General features: G+C 64.4%; 18 protein-coding genes. 6 read left to right on the forward strand and 12 right to left on the reverse strand.

Annotation, left to right across the window (positions count from 1 at the left end):
- Window positions 1-112 precede the first annotated feature (112 nt).
- The 3 genes from PVA39_RS15445 to PVA39_RS15455 form a co-directional block, all read right to left on the reverse strand.
- Entirely contained in the window at window positions 113-2,542 is a 2,430-nt protein-coding gene (locus PVA39_RS15445; protein ID WP_274124782.1) for a TonB-dependent siderophore receptor, read from the reverse strand.
- 103 nt (window positions 2,543-2,645) lie between these two features.
- Window positions 2,646-3,617 carry a FecR family protein gene (locus tag PVA39_RS15450; RefSeq protein ID WP_274124783.1) on the reverse strand — a complete coding sequence of 324 codons (972 nt, stop codon included), beginning with the start codon at window positions 3,615-3,617 and terminating at the stop codon, window positions 2,646-2,648.
- Window positions 3,614-4,201: an RNA polymerase sigma factor gene (locus tag PVA39_RS15455; RefSeq protein WP_274124784.1), complete on the reverse strand. Its 588-nt coding sequence runs from the start codon at window positions 4,199-4,201 to the stop codon at window positions 3,614-3,616. The genes PVA39_RS15450 and PVA39_RS15455 overlap by 4 nt, the downstream gene beginning before the upstream one ends.
- Window positions 4,202-4,357: 156 nt before the next feature.
- Here PVA39_RS15455 and PVA39_RS15460 point away from each other — a divergent pair, with 156 nt between their 5' ends.
- Entirely contained in the window at window positions 4,358-5,032 is a 675-nt protein-coding gene (locus PVA39_RS15460; protein WP_274124785.1) for a DUF1028 domain-containing protein, read from the forward strand.
- 9 nt (window positions 5,033-5,041) lie between these two features.
- Here the strand turns inward: PVA39_RS15460 and PVA39_RS15465 are convergent, their stop codons facing one another.
- A complete protein-coding gene (locus PVA39_RS15465) occupies window positions 5,042-6,013 on the reverse strand; it encodes a GlxA family transcriptional regulator (protein ID WP_274124786.1) in 972 nt (323 codons plus the stop codon).
- 93 nt (window positions 6,014-6,106) lie between these two features.
- On the opposite strand from PVA39_RS15465, the gene PVA39_RS15470 reads away from it, so the two are divergent.
- Window positions 6,107-6,655 (forward strand): cysteine hydrolase family protein, encoded by a 549-nt coding sequence (locus PVA39_RS15470; RefSeq protein ID WP_274124787.1) that lies wholly within the window; start codon window positions 6,107-6,109, stop codon window positions 6,653-6,655.
- A gap of 221 nt (window positions 6,656-6,876) precedes the next feature.
- Here PVA39_RS15470 and metE read toward each other — a convergent pair whose 3' ends face one another.
- Window positions 6,877-9,174: a 5-methyltetrahydropteroyltriglutamate--homocysteine S-methyltransferase gene (gene metE, locus PVA39_RS15475; protein ID WP_274124788.1), complete on the reverse strand. Its 2,298-nt coding sequence runs from the start codon at window positions 9,172-9,174 to the stop codon at window positions 6,877-6,879.
- A gap of 193 nt (window positions 9,175-9,367) precedes the next feature.
- On the opposite strand from metE, the gene PVA39_RS15480 reads away from it, so the two are divergent.
- From PVA39_RS15480 to PVA39_RS15495, 4 genes are all read left to right on the forward strand, one after another.
- Window positions 9,368-10,183, forward strand: a complete 816-nt coding sequence (locus tag PVA39_RS15480) for a helix-turn-helix transcriptional regulator (RefSeq protein ID WP_274124789.1) — start codon at window positions 9,368-9,370, stop codon at window positions 10,181-10,183.
- Window positions 10,184-10,228: 45 nt separating this feature from the next.
- Window positions 10,229-11,635 carry an NAD(P)/FAD-dependent oxidoreductase gene (locus PVA39_RS15485; protein ID WP_274124790.1) on the forward strand — a complete coding sequence of 469 codons (1,407 nt, stop codon included), beginning with the start codon at window positions 10,229-10,231 and terminating at the stop codon, window positions 11,633-11,635.
- Between the two features lie 172 nt (window positions 11,636-11,807).
- Window positions 11,808-12,098 (forward strand): cupin domain-containing protein, encoded by a 291-nt coding sequence (locus PVA39_RS15490; protein ID WP_274124791.1) that lies wholly within the window; start codon window positions 11,808-11,810, stop codon window positions 12,096-12,098.
- A gap of 42 nt (window positions 12,099-12,140) precedes the next feature.
- Window positions 12,141-13,217: a polyamine ABC transporter substrate-binding protein gene (locus PVA39_RS15495; RefSeq protein WP_274124792.1), complete on the forward strand. Its 1,077-nt coding sequence runs from the start codon at window positions 12,141-12,143 to the stop codon at window positions 13,215-13,217.
- A gap of 45 nt (window positions 13,218-13,262) precedes the next feature.
- Here the strand turns inward: PVA39_RS15495 and PVA39_RS15500 are convergent, their stop codons facing one another.
- From PVA39_RS15500 to PVA39_RS15530, 7 genes are all read right to left on the reverse strand, one after another.
- Window positions 13,263-13,646 carry a cupin domain-containing protein gene (locus PVA39_RS15500; protein WP_274124793.1) on the reverse strand — a complete coding sequence of 128 codons (384 nt, stop codon included), beginning with the start codon at window positions 13,644-13,646 and terminating at the stop codon, window positions 13,263-13,265.
- A 50-nt stretch (window positions 13,647-13,696) separates the two neighbouring features.
- A complete protein-coding gene (locus PVA39_RS15505) occupies window positions 13,697-14,521 on the reverse strand; it encodes an AraC family transcriptional regulator (protein WP_274124794.1) in 825 nt (274 codons plus the stop codon).
- Window positions 14,522-14,632: 111 nt separating this feature from the next.
- Entirely contained in the window at window positions 14,633-15,559 is a 927-nt protein-coding gene (locus PVA39_RS15510) for a cation diffusion facilitator family transporter (protein ID WP_274124795.1), read from the reverse strand.
- A gap of 67 nt (window positions 15,560-15,626) precedes the next feature.
- Window positions 15,627-16,796: an MFS transporter gene (locus tag PVA39_RS15515; protein WP_093507468.1), complete on the reverse strand. Its 1,170-nt coding sequence runs from the start codon at window positions 16,794-16,796 to the stop codon at window positions 15,627-15,629.
- A 77-nt stretch (window positions 16,797-16,873) separates the two neighbouring features.
- Window positions 16,874-17,362 carry a DUF3237 domain-containing protein gene (locus tag PVA39_RS15520; RefSeq protein ID WP_274124796.1) on the reverse strand — a complete coding sequence of 163 codons (489 nt, stop codon included), beginning with the start codon at window positions 17,360-17,362 and terminating at the stop codon, window positions 16,874-16,876.
- Between the two features lie 40 nt (window positions 17,363-17,402).
- Window positions 17,403-18,737: an alginate export family protein gene (locus tag PVA39_RS15525; protein ID WP_274124797.1), complete on the reverse strand. Its 1,335-nt coding sequence runs from the start codon at window positions 18,735-18,737 to the stop codon at window positions 17,403-17,405.
- A gap of 137 nt (window positions 18,738-18,874) precedes the next feature.
- Entirely contained in the window at window positions 18,875-20,137 is a 1,263-nt protein-coding gene (locus PVA39_RS15530; protein WP_443200969.1) for a serine hydrolase domain-containing protein, read from the reverse strand.
- Window positions 20,138-20,192 lie beyond the last annotated feature (55 nt).

Genomic DNA, 20,192 nt, shown 5'->3' on the forward strand with positions numbered 1-20,192 from the left:
TTCTGGGGGTTAGGCCGTAGCCATCCCCGGGTATCGCTTCGCTCAACACCGGGCTACAGGCGATCAACGTAGCCTGTGGTCGAACGCAGCGATACCCAGGTCGGCCATCCAGTCAGAACTCTAGGGTGCTGGAGAGCTGCACCTGGCGCGGCTCGCCGACGGAGACGGCAAGGTTGTTCACCGACGAGCTGTAGTAGGTCTTGTCGAACAGGTTCTTCACGTTGAGCTGCAGCTTGAGCTTGTTATCGCCCAGGCGCGTGTCGTAGCTGGTGAAGGCATCGGCCACGGTGTAGGACGGCAAGGTGAAGCTGTTGGTCGCATCGCCTTCCCGGTCACCCACATAGCGAGCGCCCACACCGGCACGCACACGGTCGCCACAGAACACCTGACCGAAGTCGTACACGCCGTACAGCGACGCGGTGTGCCGGGCCACGTTCTGCAGGCCATTGCCCTTGAGCTCCGGGTCCTTGGTCACCTCGGCATCGGTAAAGGCGTAAGTGCCGATCAGGCTGAGGTCATCGGTCAGCTGCCCGGTCACATCCAGCTCGACGCCGCGGGAGCGCACTTCGCCGGCGCCAGTCGCCACTGTGAGCCCTGTAGCATTGTCGGTCTGGGTCACCAGCACGTTTTCCTTGACGATATCGAACAGCGCCAGGGTGCCGGTGATGCGTCCGGGCCTATCCAGCTTGGCGCCGATCTCCCAGCTCTTGCCCTCCTCTGGCGGCACACCGTTTATGGAGACCCCATTGGTCAGCGGTGCGATGGTCGAGTTGGGCTTGAACGATTCGGTGTAGCCGCCATACAGCGACAGCTCGTCGTTAAGTTTGTACACCAGGCCGACCCGCGGCACCCAAACCTGGCCGTCGATATCGGTGTTCTTGTTGAACGGCCGGCCACGCCCGGCGAGTTGGTCATAGAGCTGATAGCGGGCGCCTGCCACAAAGATCCATTGCTCGTTGAGGTGCACCGAATCCTGGAAGAAGGCAGACTGGGTAACCACGCGATCGGTCTGGTCGCTGTCCGATGCAGCCACGGTGGTGGGCACCGGCACGTTGCCGTAGACCGGGTTGAACGGGTCGAAACGAATGGCGGTGTTCTGGCGCAGCAGGTCCTCGCGGTAGAACTTGCGGTACTCATGGTCCACGCCCATCAACAGGTCGTGCTGCATGCCGCCGAGTTGCACGGTGCCGTCCAGATCGAAGGTGGAGAAATGCGAGGTGCTGACCGCGCCGCGGGTGCCATCCAGGCGGCGAACATAGGCGTTACTGCTATCGGAGGGCGGCTCGCGAAAGATCCGCGCCTGGTAATCGTCGTAAGTATCGCGGTTGTAGCTGTAGGCGAAGTGGGCTTTCCAGTCTTCGTTGAGCTGGTGCGAGAGGTCGAAGATAGTCAGGTTCGAGCGACCATTAGTGATGTTGTAGGCCTCATCCATGCGCCGCTCGGCGGGAATGTCCAGCGGCTTGCCATGACGAAAGATGGTGCCGCGGTCGAACGGCACCGAATACTCGCGGTACTCGTGGCTGAGGGTGATCGTGGTGTCCCGGCCATACCAGGCCAGCGAGGGCGCGAAGGTCTTGTCGCGGTTGTGGCCGAAGTCGCGCCAGTAATCGGCATCGTCATAATCGGCGACCAACCGGTAAGCCAGGCCGGTTTCGCCCAGCGGGCCGGTGACGTCCAGGGTACCGCCGCTGCCGTTCTTGCCGTGGCCGTAGGTCGAGGCGCGGCCGGTGATGGCGCGGTAGCTCTCCAGTTGTGGCTTCTTGCTGACCACGTTGATTACGCCGCCCGGATCGAGAATGCCGTAAAGCATCGACGACGGCCCCTTGAGCACTTCGACGCGCTCGGCGGTGGCGGTGAAGTTGCGGCCCTGAATGGTGCGCATGCCGTCGCGCAGGATGGAGCCGTCGCGGTTATCGCCGAAACCGCGCTTCATCACCGCATCCAGGGTGCTGCCCAAGGTGTTGGACTGGGTGATGCCACTGACGCTGAACAGCGCCTCGTCGAGCGTCTGCGGCTGTTGATCCTGCAGTACCTGGGTCGGCACCACCGCGACGGCCTGGGGGATTTCCAGCAGCGGCGTGTCGCTGCGCGTCAGCGAAGTGGTTTCCGGCGGCTGGTAGCTGGAGCTCGGCGTGCGCTGCGACTGGATGTTCACCGCACCGAGGTTCACCGCGCCGTCGGCGGGCAGCGCCTGCAGGGTAACGGTGGTGGCGCCGACTCGGGCGAAGGTGAAGCCGGAGCCGGCCAGCAACCGGGCCAGCGCCTGCTCGGCGCTCATGCGCCCCTCGAGCGCTGGCGCCTGTAACGCGTAGGGCGCTTCGTCGGTGTACACCACATTGAGGCCGGTGACGCGGCTGAAGGCGTCGAGCGCCCGTGGCAGCGGCTGGGCGGCGATGGCGAAGTCGTAGGTCGCGGCCTGATCGGCGCTGACCTGGGCCTGGGCCGGCTGCGCCAGGGGCAGGATGGCCGAGCCCAGCAGGCAGGTGGCCAGACCGATGTGTTTCAAGGAGGCATCCTGCCGGCGCATGGTGCGGTGGTTCATGGTGGTGTTCATCCAGAGGCGGGCTGTCAGTGCGAAAAAGTCGCATTCAAAGCATTACACGAATGCCGCGCGGCTCTACCTCACCCCGGCCTGAAAATATTTTTCAGCGCAGGATGATCAGCCGCCCAAGCACCTTGTGCTGCTCAAAGCCCACCACGCCCTGCAGGGCATCGAGAATCGCTTCGGGATCCTGGCTGGCGAAGCTGCCGCTGACCCGCTTGCTGCGCAGCGCATCGTCGAGCAGCACGATGCGCCCCGGGTAATAACGACGCAGCTCGTCGAGCACCTCGCCCAGCGGGGCGCGATAGAAACTCAGGCGGCCATCGCGCCAGGCGGTCAGCGCACCGGTGTCGACGGCCAGGGGATTGCCGCTGACGCCATCCCGATAACTGACCTGCTGATCGGCCGTCAGTACCCGCGGCGCCTCCAGTGGCCCGCCGCGCACCGCCACCCGTCCCTGTTGCACCGAAACCCGCGCGCCCTCGCCCAGGCGCCGCACCTCGAAACGCGTGCCGAGCACCCGCGACTCGCCACCGGCAGCGGCGACGGTAAAGGGAATCTCGCCCGGCACCACGCTGAAGTAAGCCGCCCCACGGCGCAACTCGACGTGCCGCTCACTCGCGCTGTAGCGCACGGCGATGGCGCTGTCGGCGTCCAGCACCACGCTCGATCCGTCGCTTAGCGTCACCGTGCGCACCTCACCTGGCGCCGAGACCATATCCGCGCCCAAGTCATCGACCCAATGTAGCGGCTGCCAGCCGCCGGCCCACACCACCAGCAGCAGGCAGGCGGCCATCGCCAGGGTCGGGGCCCAGTAGCGGCGCTGGCGCTTCGGCGCACTCAGGTACTGCTGCAGGGCGGCGTGTTCCTCGTCGGCCAGTTGCTGGGCAGCCGGGCGACTGAGGTGCCAAAGCGACTGCATGCGCACGAAGGTATCGACATGCTCGGGCGCAGCGGCCAGCCATTGCTCGAACGCCATCTGCACGCCATCGTCGGGCTGGCCCTGCAGGCGGCCGAGCCATAGCCAGGCGTCCTGCTCGATAGACGACAGCGGTGGGGATGACTCGAGGCTCATGGCGCAGCGCTTCCGTGTGAATGGCTGGCCGGCGTATCGATGACGCTGGCCTTGCAAGCTTCCAGGGCGCGCATCATATGTTTTTCCACCGCGCTCTGGGAAAGCGCCATGCTGCGGGCGATCTGCCCGTAGGTCTGGCCGTGAATGCGGTTGAGCAGAAAGATGTGCCGGGTGCGCTCTGGCAAGGCGCGCAAGGCGGCCTCCACGCGGCGCAGATCACTGCCGGCTTCCAGAACAGCGTCCGGGGAAGCAGCACCGTCATCACACTGTGATGGCAGTAGCCCCGCCTCGCTACGGGAACGGGCGCCCTCGCTACGCAAATGATCGATGGCCAGGTTGTGGGCGCTGCGGATCAGGTAGCTGCCCAGATCTTCGAGGGGGGCGCTGGGCCGCCGCCAGAAGCGCAGGAACAGCTCTTGCAACAGATCAGCCGCCGTGGCCCGACAGCCGACACGACGGCGCAGCACCGCTTCCATCTGTTCTCGCCGGGCAAGAAAGGTGCGTAGGAAATCATCGCGCTGCGGTGCAGGCGCAGCGGCTGGATCCGGTTGGTGGGTATCGGGCAAGGACGGCAGGTCGACCATGAAGGAAAGCGGCTCGTGGCGATGCCGACAGGAGCGTGGCGGCAAGCGGAGCAAATGATAATGCTTATCAAATAAATTCGATAGTGCCCCAATACGCCGGCGGAACGATCCGTCATCGCCCACGGCCTAAGCCAAACGCGCCTACAGGAGTTGCCCATGACCTTTTCCATCGTCGCCCGCTGCCCACGCACCGGCCAGTTCGGGGTTGCCGCCGCCACCGCCATGCCCGCCGTGGGCAAATTGCTCAGCCATGCAGCGGCCGGTGCCGGTGCGGTGGCGACCCAGGCCCAGGTCAATCCGTATCTGGGGCTCGACGGCCTGGCGCTGTTACGTGGTGGCCATTCTGCGCCAGCAGCCCTGAAAAAGCTGATGGGCACCGACCCCTGCATGCAGCTGCGTCAGTTGGCGCTGATCGACCGTAATGGCGACAGCGTATGCTGGACGGGCAGCGATTGCATTCCCTGGGCTGGCTCGCTGTCCGGCGAACAGTTCTCCGTGCAGGGCAATCGCCTGGCCGGCCCTCAGGTGCTCGATGCCGTCGCCGATGCCTTTCGCCGTGGCGAACACCGCCCCCTGGTCGAGCGTCTGATCGACGCCCTGGAAGCCGGCGATGACCGCGGCGGCGACCGTGAAGGCGAATCCTCAGCGGTCATCTATATCGTCGACCGCGAGGAGTATCCGCTGTGGGACATCCGCGTCGACCATCACCGCGACCCGGTCGCCGAGCTGTGGCGCCTGCACGCGGTGTTCGCCCGTGAGGTGTTGCCGGAAATTCTCGATATGCCGACCCGAGAAAACCCAGCGGGCAAGGCGGCCGAAGATTCGGTATGAGATCTCGCGCTAGTGCGCTGGAGCCGCAAAGCGCTTGCGATAGTCACCCGGCGACAGACCGACCAATCGGGTGAACACACTGCGGAAGGCGCCGCTGTCGCGGTAGCCCACCTGCCACGCCACCTGATCGATGCTCTGCCGGGTGAATTCCAGCAGATCCCGCGCCCTGGCCACCCGCAATTGCTGACAGTACTGGGTCGGGTTCAGGCCCGTGGCCGCCCGGAAACGGCGCAGGAAGGTGCGTTCACCCAGGCACGCACGTTCAGCCATCTCGCCCAGGCTCGCCTCCACCGTGGCCTGCGCCTGCAACCAGTGCTGCACAGCGAGGATCGGCGCATCGCCATGGTCGAAAACCGGCACGAAGTGACTGAAGTGCAGCTGCGAGGTGCGGTTCAGGTCGACCACCAGAAAGCGCGCGGTTTCCGCCGCGATGGTGGCGCCGAGCAGCCGGTTGACCAGCGCCAGGCCCAGATCCGTCCAGGCCATCAGGCCGCCGGCGGTGATCAGGTCACCGTCCTCCACCAGCATGCGCTCGGGCAGCACGCGAACCTGCGGGTACTGCTGGGCCAGCTCGTTGCCCAGCGCCCAATGAGTGGCCACCGAGCGGCCGTCGAGCAGCCCGGCCTCGGCCAGCGCAAAGGCGCCGGCACATACCGAGGTCAGGGTCACGCCCTCCGTATGCTGGTCGCGAAGCCAGCTCAGATAAGGCTCGCCCAGCAAACGCCCCGGCGCCGGCTGCAAGCAAGGCGGCACGATGATCACCCGCAGGTTGCTCTGCTCGTCTGGCGCGCTATCGTACACGCGCTCCAGTGCCCCGCTCTCAACCACCTGCCAATGGCTGACCCGCACCGTGGTCAGGCCTTCGCGCGCCTGGCCGCCGGCCATGCGGTTGGCTACCGTGAACAGGTCGCCCAGGCCATGCACCACCGCCAGCTGTACACCGGGGTACAGCAGCAGGCCGATCTCCAGGTAGCGCTTCATTGTCAGTTTTTCCCCGTAGATTGTCGGCCCTGCCCGTGCCGGAAGTGGCGCGCCAGAGCTAAGGTGTAGGGCATATATCCCACGGAGAACACCATGAGCAAGCGTGCCCTGATTCTGATCGACATCCAGAACGACTACTTCCCTGGCGGCAAGTGGTCGCTGCACGAAATGGACGCCGCCACCGCCAAAGCCGCCCGCGTACTGGCCGCTGCCCGCGCCGCCGGTGACACGGTGGTGCATGTGCGCCATGAGTTCGAGAGTATGGACGCGCCCTTCTTCGCCCCCGGCTCCAGCGGCGCGCAAATTCACGCCGAAGTGCAGCCGCTGGCCGGCGAAGCCGTGGTGCTCAAGCACAAGGTCAATGCCTTTCTCGGTACCGACCTGAAGGCGCTGCTGGACAAGGCTGGCGTGGAGCAAATCACCCTGGTCGGCGCCATGAGCCATATGTGCATCGACGCCGCCGCCCGCGCCAGCGCCGATTTCGGTTACGCCACCACGGTGATTCACGATGCCTGCGCAACCCGTGATCAGGAGTTCGAAGGCAAACAGGTGCCGGCCGCCCAGGTGCAGGCGGCCTATATGGCCGCCCTGGCATTCGCCTATGCGAGCGTGGTGTCGACCGAGCAGTACCTGGCCGGCTGAACAGCTCCTCGGCCAAAATCCCGCAATGCCAGTCTGTAGGACGGGTCGGGCCGTGTAGGTGCTAACCCATCGGCAAATTGATGGGTTGCCACCCATCCTACATCCGCGCGACGCCACACTCCTTGATGACGCCGCAACTCCGTAGCCTGCGGTTGAGCTCAGCGATACCCAGGGCAATCGCTCCCGGGTATCGCTGCGCTCAACGCCGGGCTACAAACACCTCAAGCCAGCTCTCTGCGCAGCTGCCGCGCCGCCGCGACCATATTGATCAACGCCGCCTCGGTCTCCGGCCAGCCGCGGGTCTTCAGGCCGCAATCCGGGTTGACCCATAGGCGCTCAGCAGGAATGCGCCGCACCGCCTTGCGCATCAGCTTGACCATCTCGGCGGTGTCCGGCACCCGCGGCGAGTGGATGTCGTAAACGCCCGGGCCGATTTCGTTGGGGTATTCGAAGGCCTCGAAAGCGTCCAGCAACTCCATGTCCGAGCGCGAAGTCTCGATGGTGATCACGTCGGCATCCATGGCGGCGATGGACTCGATCACGTCGTTGAACTCGCTATAGCACATGTGGGTGTGGATCTGGGTGTCGTCGCGCACACCGCTGGCGCACAAGCGGAACGACTCGGTCGCCCAATCTAGGTAGCGCTGCCACTCGGCCTTGCGCAACGGCAAGCCTTCGCGGAACGCCGCCTCGTCGATCTGGATGACCTTGATACCGGCCGCCTCCAGGTCCACCACCTCGACGCGCAATGCCAGGGCCAGCTGGCGAGCCTGCACTTCGCGGCTGACGTCCTCGCGGGGGAACGACCACATCAGCATGGTCACCGGGCCGGTCAGCATGCCCTTCATCACCTTGGGGGTGAGGCTCTGGGCATAGCGGATCCACTCCACGGTCATGGCTTTCGGGCGGCTCAGGTCACCGTAGATGATCGCCGGTTTGACGCAACGCGAACCGTAGCTCTGCACCCAGCCGAAGCGGGTGAACAGGTAGCCATCGAGTTGCTCGGCGAAGTACTCGACCATGTCGTTGCGCTCGGCCTCGCCGTGCACCAGCACGTCCAGGCCCAGGCGCTCCTGAATCTCCACCGCATGGCGAATCTCGGCGTGCATCGCATCGGTGTAATCGCCCAGCGACAGCTTGCCCTGCCTGAACGCCTGACGGGCCAGGCGAATCGCCGAGGTCTGCGCAAAGGAGCCGATGGTGGTGGTGGGGAATGGCGGCAGGGCCAGGCCAATGCGTTGCTTGGCGATACGCTGGGCGAAAGGCGAACGGCGCTGGCTGTCGCCCGCTTTCACGGCGGCGAGACGGGCCTGCACCTGGGGTTTGTGAATGCGTGGCGACGCCGCCCGGCTGGCCTGCACGGCGCGGCTTTCGGCCAGCGCCTTGTGTACCTCGGGGGCATCGGGCTGGTTGACGGCCCGCGCCAACACCGCCACTTCGGCGCACTTCTGGGTGGCGAAGGCCAGCCAGCTTTTCAGCTCGGCATCCAGGTCTTCCTCACGGGCCAGGTCGACCGGGCTGTGCAGCAGCGAGCAGGACGGCGCGATCCACAGCCGTTCGCCGAGCCGGCTGTGGGCATGGCCGATCACCGCCAGAGCCTTTTCCAGGTCGCAGCGCCATACGTTGCGGCCATTGACCACGCCAAGGGACAGCACCTTATAGGCCGGCAGGCGGTCGAGAATGGTCGGATACTGCTCCGGCGCGCGCACCAGGTCGATGTGCAGGCCGTCCACCGGCAGGTTGGCGGCCAGGCCGAGATTGTCCTCCAGGCCACCGAAGTAGGTGGCGATCAGCTTCTTCAGCGGCTCGCGCTGCAGGCTGTTGTAGGCACGCTCGAAGGCGTTCTTCCAGTCCTGGGGCAAATCGAGCACCAGAATCGGCTCGTCGATCTGCACCCACTCCACGCCCTGCTCGGCCAGGCGCTGGAAAATCTGCCCATAGAGCGGCAGCAGGCGTTCGAGCAGCTCCAGTTTGTCGAAACCTTGAGCATCGCCCTTGAGCTTGCCCAGCCACAGGTAGGTGAGCGGGCCAATCACCACCGGCTTGACGTTGTGGCCAAGGGCATGGGCTTCGGCCACTTCCTCGAACAGTTGCTCCCAACTGAGGGCGAACTGCTGGTCGGCGGTGAATTCGGGCACCAGGTAGTGGTAGTTGGTATCGAACCACTTGGTCATCTCTTGCGCATGGGCACCGCCGCAGCAAGCATCGCCACTGACGCCACGGGCCATGGCGAACAGCGTCTGCAGGGTCGGCTTGCCGCTGGCCGGGCGGAAGCGCTCGGGTATCACCCCGAAGGTCAGCGAGTGAGCCAGCACCCCGTCGTACCAGGCGAAATCGCCGACCGGCAGCAGTTCGATGCCGGCATCCTTCTGCACCTGCCAGTGGCGAGCACGCAGCTCGCGGCCCACGGCGCGCAGGCCGGCTTCGTCCAGTTCACCTTTCCAGAACGCCTCCTGGGCTTTCTTCAGTTCACGGTCACGTCCGATTCGGGGGAATCCGAGGCTGTGGGCCAGGGCCATGGCGATCTCTCCACTGCATAAATGATGGCGTGCATTGTCGAGACTCGGCCCAGGTGAAACAAACTCAACGTACTAACGTTAAAAACAAGTTTCCCTCATGTTTCATCGATACGGCTCATGCGCCTCGCTCAGCGGCTTGAGGTGAACGGTGCAGTTCGGGCAAGCTGGCTGCAGCCCTGTGGACACGACCGGCATGCCTGAGCTTCCCGACGACCCCGCCCAGACCGAGCGCACCCGCGAAACCGTGCTGCGCTATCACTACAGCTGGAAATACCGCGACCTCGACGCGGTGATGGCGCTCTATCACCCCGAGGTCGAGTACCACGACTTCTTCCTCAACCGCGCCATGGGCCTGGCCGAGCTGCGCGACTACGTACTCAGCACCATGCCGCGCCACCCGGACGAAGCGCTGGAGCACACCGACCGCATCCGCATCGACGGCCATACCGCGTTCATCCAGTACCGCACCACGCTGCATGGCGGCGAGGGGCTGGTGTCGTTTCGCACTGCCGAAGCGATCACCGTGCGCGATGGGCTGATCTGGCGGGTCAACGAATACGCTTCGCTGGTACACGAAGGCCCCGATGCGCGGGCGCCGATGCAGAGCAGCGCGGCGATCAGCAAGCTGGGCCTATCGACCCGCCAACTGGGCTTCATGGCCCAGGACCTGCAGGATTACTTCCAGCAGCGCCAGCCCTTTCTCGACCCGGCCCTGAGCCTGCAGCAGGTGGCCAGCGCCACCGGCTACAGCCGTAACCAGATTTCCTACCTGCTCAACCAGGTACTCGGCCAGAGCTTCTACCGCTACGTCAACCAGGCGCGCCTGCAGCATCTGCTCGAGCGCCTGCAGGCCGGCAACGACCTGCGGCGCATGGACGAACTGGCCTTCGAGGCCGGCTTCAACTCCCTGACCGCCTTCTACAGCACCTTCCGCCGGCATACCGGAATGACGCCCAAGGCCTACCTGAAGGACCTGTACGCGCGGGCACGCACGCAAGACAAAGCCTGAGTCGGTCACTAGTCTTGCCCCATACATCTTGTGTGGAAGCGGTGCATGAACGACTGGCGCAACATCAGCCTCTGGATGGATCAACTCGATGAGCCCCTGACGCCGCGCCCGTCGCTGCCCGGTGATCTGCAGGTCGACGTGGCCATCATCGGCGCGGGCTATACCGGCCTGTGGACGGCCTACTACCTCAAGCACCAGGCGCCCAATCTGCGCATCGCCATCCTCGAGGCGAAGATCGCCGGCTTCGGCGCTTCCGGTCGCAACGGCGGCTGGCTGATGGGCAACCTGCTCGGCGAGGATCGCCTGCTCGCCGACCTCAGCCCGCAGGCACGGCGGGAATCCTACGACCTGCTGCACGGCATTCCCGACGAGGTCGGCCAGGTGCTGGAGCGCGAAGGCATCGACTGCGACTACCGCAAGGGCGGCGTACTGTATTGTGCAGCCCGCTACCCGGAGCAGGAGTTGCGCCTGCGCGAGTACCTGCGCGGCTACCGCGAAGAGGGGCTGAACGAGGACGATTACCGCTGGCTGCCCGCCGAGGAGTTGGCCCAGCAACTGCGCATTCCCGGTGCCTACGGGGCGATCCACACCCCCCATTGCGCGACCATCCAGCCGGCCCGCCTGGTGCGTGGCCTGGCGCGTTGCGTCGAAGCCATGGGCGTGAGCATCTATGAAGGCACCCCTGCCCTCAGCTGGCAGGCCGGCAGCGTGCGCTGCGAGGCCGGTGAGGTGCGCGCCGACTGGGTGGTGCCGGCCGTCGAGGGCTACTCACCCAAGCTGCCGCCACTGGGCCGCCATCAGATTCCGGTGCAGAGCCTGATCGTCGCCACCGAACCGCTGCCGGCCTCGACCTGGGCGGAAATCGGCCTGGAGCGGGGCCAGGCGTTTTGCGAAGCCAGCCGCCAGGTCACCTACGGCCAGCGCAGCCGCGACGACCGACTGATTTTCGGCGCCCGCGGTGGCTATCGCTTCGGCAGCAAGCTGCGCAGCGACTTCAACCTCAATGACGAGGAACGTGGCCTGCGCCGCTACCTGTTCAGCGAACTGTTCCCGCAGTTGCGCAACGTGCGCATCACCCACGCCTGGGGCGGCAACCTGGGCATGGCGCGGCGCTTCCACCCGCACATGCTCTGCGACCGCAGCGCCGGCATCGCCCTGTCCGGCGGTTATGGCGGCGAAGGCGTGGGCGCCAGCAACCTCGGCGGGCGCACCCTGGCCGACCTGATTCTCGGCCACAGTACCGCGCTCACCCGCCAGCCCTGGGTACGCCACGAAACCCGCGTGCAGGACCTGCCGCGCTGGGAGCCGGAGCCGTGCCGCTGGCTGGGTTACAACGCGATCATCCGCAGCTTCGTGCGCGAAGACCGGCTGCTGGCCGCCCCATCAAGCCGGCCCTGGCAGCGCTACATGGCGCAGCGCATCGCCAGCCTGATGGAAGGATTCATGAAGTGAACGCTCTCAAAACCTGTTCACGATCTCGCGAGCTAGAGCCATACAAGGCAAAAACAGGCGAGGAAGCGGAGTTTACGAGCTGTAAATGAGCATTCCGAGCCTGTTTTTAACGCAGTAGGGCCGACGCGCAGCAGATCGTGGACGGTTTTCACCCACTAGCAAGGTTAAAGTCATGACCATCACCCACTTCCGTGACACCGCCAGCGCCTCCCTCGACGATCACAACCCGGTCGCCGTGCCGCTTAGCGAACCCGCCGCCATCACCTCGGTGACCTGCGTGGAGCGCGACGACGGCGTGGAAACCGGCATCTGGGAATGCACCCCCGGGCGCTGCACCTTCATTCCCGACGTGGGCGAGCCCATCGAAATCAAAGCGGGCGACGCACTGATGTTGCCGGCCAACACCACAGGCGTGTGGGACATACAAGAAACGCTGCGCAAGACCTATGTACTGATTTTCTGACTGCTGCCTCCACAACATCGACAATAACGGTTGAGGTTTCCCATGCTGAAAACGCTTATCCCGCTGATGCTCGTCGCCTCGGTCAGCCAGGCGGCGCAGGACGTGCGCATCTACAACTGGACCGACTACATCGCCCCCGACACGCTGAAGAACTTCCAGCAGGCCAGCGGCGTGACGCCTCACTACGACGTCTACGACAGCAACGAAACCCTCGACGCCAAGCTGATGGCCGGCCGCTCCGGCTATGACGTGGTGTTCCCCTCCAACCACTTCATGGCCCGGCAGATCCAGGGTGGCGCGCTCAAGGAGCTGGACAAGAGCCAGCTGCCCAACTGGAAGAACCTCAACCCGACACTGCTCAAGGCCCTGGAAGGCAACGATCCGGGCAACAAGCACGGTTTCCCCTACCTGTGGGGCAGCACCGGCATCGGCTACAACGTCGAGAAGGTCAAGGCCGTGCTCGGCGACGACGTGCCGCTGGACTCCTGGGACCTGATCTTCAAGCCCGAGCTGATGGCCAAGCTGAGCAAGTGCGGCGTGGCGATTCTCGACAATGGCCCGGAAATGCTGCCCATCGCCCTGCACTACCTGGGCCTGCCGCACCACAGCCAGAAGCCCGAGGACTACAAGAAGGCCGAAGCGCTGCTGATGGAGATGCGCAAGAACGTCGCCTACTTCCACTCCTCCAAATATGTCGGTGAGCTGGCCAACGGCGACGTATGCATGGCGGTAGGCTTCTCCGGCGACATCATGCAGGCCAGCGCCCGCGCCAAGGAGGCCGGCAATGGTGTGAACATCGCCTACGTGATCCCCAAGGAAGGCGCGCCGATGTGGTTCGACATGGTCGCCATGCCCAAGGATGCACCGAACGAAAAAGCCGCCTACGCCTTCATGAATTACCTGCTCGAGCCAGAGGTGATCGCCGGCATCAGCGACCATGTGCACTACGCCAACGGCAACAGCCAGGCCGACGCGCTGGTCGACCCAGCGCTCAAGGCCGACCCCACCGTCTACCCGCCCGCTGACGTGATGGAAAAGCTTTACGCCCTGGAAGCCATGCCGCTGAACATCGACCGCATCCGCACACGGATCTGGACAAAGGTGAAAAGCGGCACCTGACACGCTTGCCAAGGGTTGGCGCTCGCAGGAGCGCCAACCCGGCCGTCAGATCCACAGATCGTTGATCGCCGTACGCTCCCCGCCCTCCGCCCCGGTGTTCAGCACGCCGCGCGGCTCGATCAGCAGCAACTTCACCTCATCCTCGGCGTAGGGTTTGTGCTCCACGCCCCTGGGCACCACGTACAGCTCGCCGCTGCCCAGGGTTACCGAACCGTCACGAAAATCCAGGCGCAGCTGGCCGTCGAGCACCAGAAAGGCTTCATCGGTTTCGGCATGGGCATGCCAGATGAAATCACCCTGCAGGCGAACCACCTTGAACTGATAGTCGTTCATTTCCGCGACCACCCGCGGTGACCATTGCTCGGCGATCAGGTCGAGCTTACGGATCAGGTTGATGGATTGTTTGGCAGACGAAACTGGCGCGTTCATGGAGCGTTCCTCGGTTGGTTTTCAGCAACTCTAGCGAGGGGCCCCAGGCGCTATCTTGTACGATCCTGCAACTTCACCATGCTCAGCCAGCGGGCCGGGGACAGGCCGAAGCTGGCCACGAAATGCCGGGTCATGTGGCTCTGGTCGAAGAACCCGGCAATGAGTGCCGCATCGGCCAGACCGACACCCGACAGGGCCAGTTCACGACAGCGCGCCAGACGGCGCATGGTCACGTAGCGATAAGGGCTGGTGCCGAACAGGGCACGAAAATCCCGCGACAGGCTCCAGCGATCCCGCCCGCTGACGTGCTCCAGCTCGTCCAGGGTAATGCTCGCGCCGTTACGGCTGTGGATGTACTCGCGCGCCCGATCCGTAGCGGGGTAATCGAAGGCGCGGCGGCCGCGGGGTTTGCCGGCAACGGCTTCGAGAGCGCGTGCCAGGTCGTATATGGCGTCGTCCTCTTCCAGCGACTCCAGCGGGCCGTCCATCGCCTGCAGGAAGCGCTGAGTCGCCCGGCGCAGGCGCACGTCATCACTCAAACCACCCTGAATGAACGGCAGCGGCTGGCCGCCCAGTACCTGCTGGATCAGCACCGGGTCGATATACAGCATGCGGTAATGAAAGCCGGCCTCGGTGCCGGCCATACCGTCGTGTAGCTCATCCGGGTGCAGCACCAGGGTGCCGCCGGGCAGGCTGTGACGCATGGCGCGCCGGTAGCGAAAGCTCTGCACGCCGGACAGCGTGCGGCCGATGGCATAAGCGTCATGGCGATGGGGGTCGTAGCCGTGGCCGCTGAAATACGCCTCGATGCGCTCCACCCGCCCCTGATCAGGGCTGCGCAGCAACCAGTCGCTGCGGCTTGTCGATTTGCCCATGTCGTGGTTCTCCCTTCCGCTGCCAGGCACGCGACACGGTAAACCCTCGGGCGTTAAAAAGCTCGCGGCTCGATCACCCCAGCGACGTCATGCCCCCTTGCGCCGCCCTCCTTATCGCGACCACTGCGGATCAGTGGTGAAGGCAATGGTCAGCCAGCGGTTGGGGCCTTCGTCACCGATGGCCTGGCCGATGACGTCGCGCACGGCGTCCCACTCATCGAGGGTTTGCGCCGGCCAGTCGACCGGCACGATGAAGTACAGCTCGATCTGCCGGGCACGGCCGACTCGCGCAACATAGGCCTGGTGGCTGATGAAACCGTACTGTTCGACGATGCCCTGGGCCACATCATCCACATGTTGTTTGAGCGCCGGTGGGGTGACCAGCAGGATATCCGCCAGTGCCTGGCGAATGGTCGCCAGCGGCATCGGCAGGATCACCAGGCAGATCAATGCCAGCACCGCCGGGTCGATGTACGGGCCAAGCCAGGCGTAGCGCGTCTGCTCCATCAGGTAGCCGACGACGAAGGCAATCAGCAGGGCGAGGGAAATACACCCGGACATCACCCAGCCTTTGGCGTCGAGGGCAAGGAAGTCCGAGCGGATACGCCGGTTGGCGCGAAACTCGTAGCTGGCGAACGCGAAGCAGATCAGCGTGGCGACACCGGCATACAGCGCCGCCAGGCCGAACGCCAACGGCGTACCGCCGGACAGCAGATTGGCCAGAGCGTTGATCAGTGCATAGGCCACCACCCCACACAGCAGCGTACCGTTGAGGGCAAGCACCATCGGCTCCAGGTGCCAGAAGCCCATGTTGAAACGCTCGGCCAGCCGGCGGCTGGCCTCGTTCTGCGTGGTGTGCCGGAGAATCAGCGTGGAAACCACCAGGGCCAGGCCGCTCATGCTGGCGTCGGCCAGGGAGTAGACGCCATCGAAGACGATGGAAAACGACCCCGAGAGCAGGCCGATGACGACGCCGAAGGCCGCCACCAACAACGTCATGGCAATCGAGCCACGCAGGATGCCCTGCTCCGTATTCATCTGCGCCCTCCTGCGTTTCAGGGCTGCAAGGGTACCGCGAGGCGGTAGACCTTGCAGCCGCCCTGCCTCAGACCAGACTGCTGACCGGCTTGTGCAGGTTACGGCGCCCGAAGGTCAGCATGATGACCACCAGGACGCAGCCGACCAGGATCGCACCTGAGGACAGCACGAAGATGCTGAAGCGATCATTGCCTTCGATGAACAGGCTCAGCAGGGTCGGCGCCGCGGCGGCCGATGCCACCTGCACCACACCGACGATCTTGGTGAGGCGGCCGGTCGGGTCATGGGTCACCACCGAGGACATGTAGTACGACAGCGCCAGGTTCCAGCCGAAGTTCATCAGGAACACGGCGATCGCCAGGTCCGAAGCCACGTGGATACGCGTTGCAAACATGTAGATGGCAGCGAGCACGGCCAGCGAGCCGAGCAGGATCATCGGCATGCGACCCAGGTGGCGACCGGCGATGCTTGGCAGCGCCGCACCCGGCAGGCCGCCGAGCAGACCGATGCTGATCGCCCAGCCAATGTCCACCGGTGCGATGCCCGCCTCACTGGCGATACCCTCAACGAAACCCCACAGTGAGTAGATCGACAGCTGCAGGAACAGCATGCCGAGCAGTGAGCAGACGCCAATCAGGGTCAGCCCGGACAGCATCGGCTCGCTGGAGACAATCTGGTCTTGCTCACTCTGCTTGGTCGGCAGGCAGAAGCACACCAGGCAGAGCAGCACGAACCAGGCCACCAGATAGTAGATTGCCCCCGTAAACCCCTTCCACTCGGCGATCATTGGCAGAATCACCGCGCTGCTGGCGAATAGCGCGGTCTGCACGAACAGCAGAATGCCGAACGAGCGATCCGGCCCATTCATGCGGCCCAGGCAATAGATGGCGTAGGAATACAGGATTCCGGAGCAGACGCCGGAGATGCAACGCAGTACCAACAGCATGTCTAGCTCGGTGACGCTGGCGGTGGCTACGTTGGCAAACAGCAGCACGAGAGACGTGCTCAGGGCGATGGTGCGTGGCCCGAGAAAGCGCAGCATCGGCACATACAGCAACGTGCCGACGATGGAGCCGCACATCTCGGCGGACATGGTCCAGCTCTGCTGAAGCAGAGTCAGGGTCAGACGTTCGGTCAACAGACCGATGAAAATCGGCTGCACGCCGATGACGATGATCGAAGCAGCCGCGATGAAAATACAAGCGGCACGTACAAGGTTCTGGTTGGCGGTGTTCATGGTCGTTACCTGCCGGCTGGGCCACCGGGTGGCCTGCCGTTTCAGTGAAATTCAGGAATGGCGAAAAGGAAAGCCGGTCAGGCGAGTCGGTAGCAGTGAATGACCACCTGATCGGCGGCGGGATAAACCACCTTGCCGATCAGCGCACTGCGGGTCAGCCAGTCCAGTCGCCCGCTCGCCACCTGAAAGCGCGGCGAACAGGTGCATTGGTACTCCTGCTCGTCGACCGGCCAGATGCCTTGCGCGTCGAGTTCGCGGGCCTTGTCGCTGAGCACGATCACGCCGACGTTGTGGATGTTGATCCGCTCGCCGCGGTCGCTGAGCAGGCTGTAGCGGGCATCCAGCTCACCCACGCCGTCGCTGCGCTGCAGGTAGAAGTCGGCGCCGCCGGCGAGCACTTCGCCGCGTAAGTCCAGGCCTTCGAAATGCCCACCGAGGATGGGAAAATTGCTGCGCTGGCCATCCGTGCAAGCGCCCAGCCCTTCTCCTGCGGCGATCAACACATGGATGCTCATTACCCATTCCAGAGTCGGCACGCCGAGCCCGGTTTGCGCTGTGGTTGTCATCACGCACTCCTGCGCCCCAGGGGGCGCTGCTGGCTCGGTTTCAGTAGCGGTAGGTCATATACAGTTCAAGGGCGCTGAACTGGTCGTCGTCGCCGAAGGCCTGCTTGGCCGCCGACTTGGCGTTCACCCAGTTGTAGGCCACCGAACCGTAGAAGCTCGGGGTGGGCGTCCAGTCGAGGAACACCACGGTCTCGTCGGCGAAGCGGCGATCATCCACGGCAGCACCGCGGAAGTTCTTCTCGTCGAGCCAGAACTGGTAATGGATGGTGCCCAGGGCCAGGGTGTCGGTCAGGCGGGTACGGATCGAGAACTGCTGAACCCGTTCGTTGCTGTTGAACAGCAGGTAGTTGCCCACCACGTCGCCGACCAGCCAGCTGCCCCAGTCCACGAAGCCCTTGCTGAGCGGATCCCAGGCCTTCTGTGTGTTGTCGGTCAGGTCGTCGTCGCCGGAGAACACCGCGTAGCGGTAGCCCAGCGTCGGGGTCAACGGCAGATCCTGAAACAGATAATCGGCTTGCGCGTACCAGGCATCGGCATCGAATTTCAGCGTGGAGTCGCCACCGCGCTGCACGGCATATTCGCCGTTGAGGGTCAGGTTCGGCACACCCGGCAGATGACCACGCAAGGCGCGGACGTTGAACACCTCCATGCCGTCGCGGCGTACCGCGTTGCTGCTTTTGCTCGCCTCCGTGTCGACCTTCATGGCCATCGCGCCGAGGGTTACCTGGCCGTCGAGATCGTAGTCCAGGTTGCCACCGGTCATGCGGTAGTCGCCGTAATGATCATCGGTGCGCAGGGTGAACGCCTGGGCCTTCACCGGGCCGTGGCTCCAGTCGAGGATCGCCGAATCCTTGAAGGCCGTGCGCGGGCCGAGCCAGTAGGCACCATCGCCGAACAGGTCGAGGTTACCGTCCATGACGATGAAGCCGGTGCCGATGGTGTAGTCCTGCCGGCCGGCGGTGAACTTCCAGTCGCCGGCGCGAAAACCGACGTAGGCCTCTTCTGTGTTGATGCGGTTGTCGGAGCTGCGCGTGGTGCCAGCCGCATCGCCGTCACCGAAGGTCCAGGCGCCAACCGCCGAGGCACCGGCCAGCAGGCTGACGGTTTCATTGAGGGAGTAATCGAGGGTGATGCCTGGCTTGAGGTAAGCCTCCTGCCAGTTGATCTTGGTGCCTTTGTCTTCGCCGTTGCGGGCGTCAGCCACACCAGCGCCGAAGTTGACGCCGCGGGTGGAGACGGAGGCCGCGCCGAAGGTCAGGTTGAGTTCACCTTTGAGGTTTCCTTCTTCGAACTGGTAACCCGCCAGAGCCGGTTGGCTGGCCAATGGAATGCCGAGTGCGAGCAACACGCAGGGGATACGTTTGGACGTGTACATATGAAGCTCCTGTGTATTTTTTTTGTATTACAGGGCAGTGAGTGGTGGCCAATTCGACCACCTATTACCTGACGCAGCAGGCAGGAGCGCCGGCGAACCGGCGCTCTTGGATCTTGTTCTGTTGAAGCAGCGTTGAATCAGCCGCGCAGTTGAGCGGTGATGGTTCTCAGCATTTGTACGGTGTCGATATCCAGCTCGGTGACGGCCTCGGGCAGCGACGACTGCTTGACGATCACCACGTCGGCTTTGAAGTCGACGAACAGGTACTGGCCATGGATGCCGCTGGCCATGATGGCCGGGCTGTGGTCGTTGAAGACGTACCACTGGCTGCGGTAGGAGGCGCCCGGGGTCCACTCGGAGAAGTCCTTGTGCACGCCGTAGATAGCCGGATCGGAACCGGCGGCAATCGTCTCGATCACCGCCTTGTCGATGACCTGCTTGCCGTCGACCTTGCCGCCGTTGCCAAGCATCAGGCCAAAACGGCCCATGTCGCGCAGGGTAGCGTTGAAGCCGGCACCGGCGACGCTGCGGCCCCAGGGGTCGGCCATGAAGTAGGCGTCGCGCTCGCAACCCAGTTGCTGCCATACCGCCTGCAGTTGCTCGGCGCAGCCCACGCCACTGGCGCGCTCCATCACCCAGGCCAGCACTTCGGTGGTGGCGGTCACGTAATGGAACAGGCCGCCATGCTCGCAACGCTTACGCAGCGACGGCAGGTACTGGTACAGCGATTCGTACTGGGCATATTCGGGCAGCGCCGGCTTGAAGCCGCAGGCATAGCCGTACTGGGAGCTTTCCGAGGCTGGATCGTCGTACATCTCGGTGTAGTGAACGCCAACGGCCATATCGAACAGATGGCGCACGGTGGCGTCGCCAAAGGCGCTGCCGGCCAGCTCGGGCACGTAGTGCTGGGTCTGGGCGTTGGGGGCGAGCACGCCGTCGTGGACCAGTTGCTCACCGAGCACGCCAATCAGCGACTTGGTGACGGAGAACATAATGTGGCGGTCGCTGGCGACCTGGCCGTTGAAATAGTTTTCATAGACCACGCGGCCCTTGTGCAGAACCAGGAAGCTGTCGGTCTTGCTGGCGCGCAGGTGGTCGAGCACGCTCACGGTGCGTCCGCAGCTGCTCTGGAACGTCAGACCTTCGACTTCTGCCGGCGCATGGGCCAGTACCGAGCTTGGCCGCGAACCAGCGGCGACCTCGATGGTGGGACGCAGGCGCGCCAGGTTACGGAAGCCCCAGCGGTTGAACGGCGGCGACATCCAGTTGGCCCAGGTCACGCGCTTTTCCGGCTCGGCAGGAAAGCCCTGCATCAGTACGGGCTCTTGTTCTTGTTTGTCGTACATCTCGCTGACTTCCGTATTACGGGAAACCAGGGAGCGGTCGAGGATATGGTTCATCTGACTCATCCTGGAAGTGGCCCTGCGTGCGGCAGGTACGGGAAAATAATTAATC

Origin of the sequence: Pseudomonas sp. CNPSo 3701, assembly GCF_028674975.1 — a bacterium.
GTDB lineage: Bacteria > Pseudomonadota > Gammaproteobacteria > Pseudomonadales > Pseudomonadaceae > Aquipseudomonas > Aquipseudomonas straminea.

Coding starts and splice junctions, on each gene's coding strand:
- PVA39_RS15480 (WP_274124789.1), top strand. CDS start 9,368: ATGCCTGAGCTTCCCGACGACCCCGCCCAGACCGAGCGCACCCGCGAA.
- PVA39_RS15510 (WP_274124795.1), bottom strand. CDS start 15,559: ATGAATACGGAGCAGGGCATCCTGCGTGGCTCGATTGCCATGACGTTG.
- metE (WP_274124788.1), bottom strand. CDS start 9,174: ATGGCCCTGGCCCACAGCCTCGGATTCCCCCGAATCGGACGTGACCGT.
- PVA39_RS15505 (WP_274124794.1), bottom strand. CDS start 14,521: ATGGGCAAATCGACAAGCCGCAGCGACTGGTTGCTGCGCAGCCCTGAT.
- PVA39_RS15515 (WP_093507468.1), bottom strand. CDS start 16,796: ATGAACACCGCCAACCAGAACCTTGTACGTGCCGCTTGTATTTTCATC.
- PVA39_RS15445 (WP_274124782.1), bottom strand. CDS start 2,542: ATGAACCACCGCACCATGCGCCGGCAGGATGCCTCCTTGAAACACATC.
- PVA39_RS15465 (WP_274124786.1), bottom strand. CDS start 6,013: ATGAAGCGCTACCTGGAGATCGGCCTGCTGCTGTACCCCGGTGTACAG.
- PVA39_RS15495 (WP_274124792.1), top strand. CDS start 12,141: ATGCTGAAAACGCTTATCCCGCTGATGCTCGTCGCCTCGGTCAGCCAG.
- PVA39_RS15485 (WP_274124790.1), top strand. CDS start 10,229: ATGAACGACTGGCGCAACATCAGCCTCTGGATGGATCAACTCGATGAG.
- PVA39_RS15460 (WP_274124785.1), top strand. CDS start 4,358: ATGACCTTTTCCATCGTCGCCCGCTGCCCACGCACCGGCCAGTTCGGG.
- PVA39_RS15530 (WP_443200969.1), bottom strand. CDS start 20,137: ATGAACCATATCCTCGACCGCTCCCTGGTTTCCCGTAATACGGAAGTC.
- PVA39_RS15470 (WP_274124787.1), top strand. CDS start 6,107: ATGAGCAAGCGTGCCCTGATTCTGATCGACATCCAGAACGACTACTTC.
- PVA39_RS15455 (WP_274124784.1), bottom strand. CDS start 4,201: ATGGTCGACCTGCCGTCCTTGCCCGATACCCACCAACCGGATCCAGCC.
- PVA39_RS15525 (WP_274124797.1), bottom strand. CDS start 18,737: ATGTACACGTCCAAACGTATCCCCTGCGTGTTGCTCGCACTCGGCATT.
- PVA39_RS15520 (WP_274124796.1), bottom strand. CDS start 17,362: ATGACAACCACAGCGCAAACCGGGCTCGGCGTGCCGACTCTGGAATGG.
- PVA39_RS15490 (WP_274124791.1), top strand. CDS start 11,808: ATGACCATCACCCACTTCCGTGACACCGCCAGCGCCTCCCTCGACGAT.
- PVA39_RS15500 (WP_274124793.1), bottom strand. CDS start 13,646: ATGAACGCGCCAGTTTCGTCTGCCAAACAATCCATCAACCTGATCCGT.
- PVA39_RS15450 (WP_274124783.1), bottom strand. CDS start 3,617: ATGAGCCTCGAGTCATCCCCACCGCTGTCGTCTATCGAGCAGGACGCC.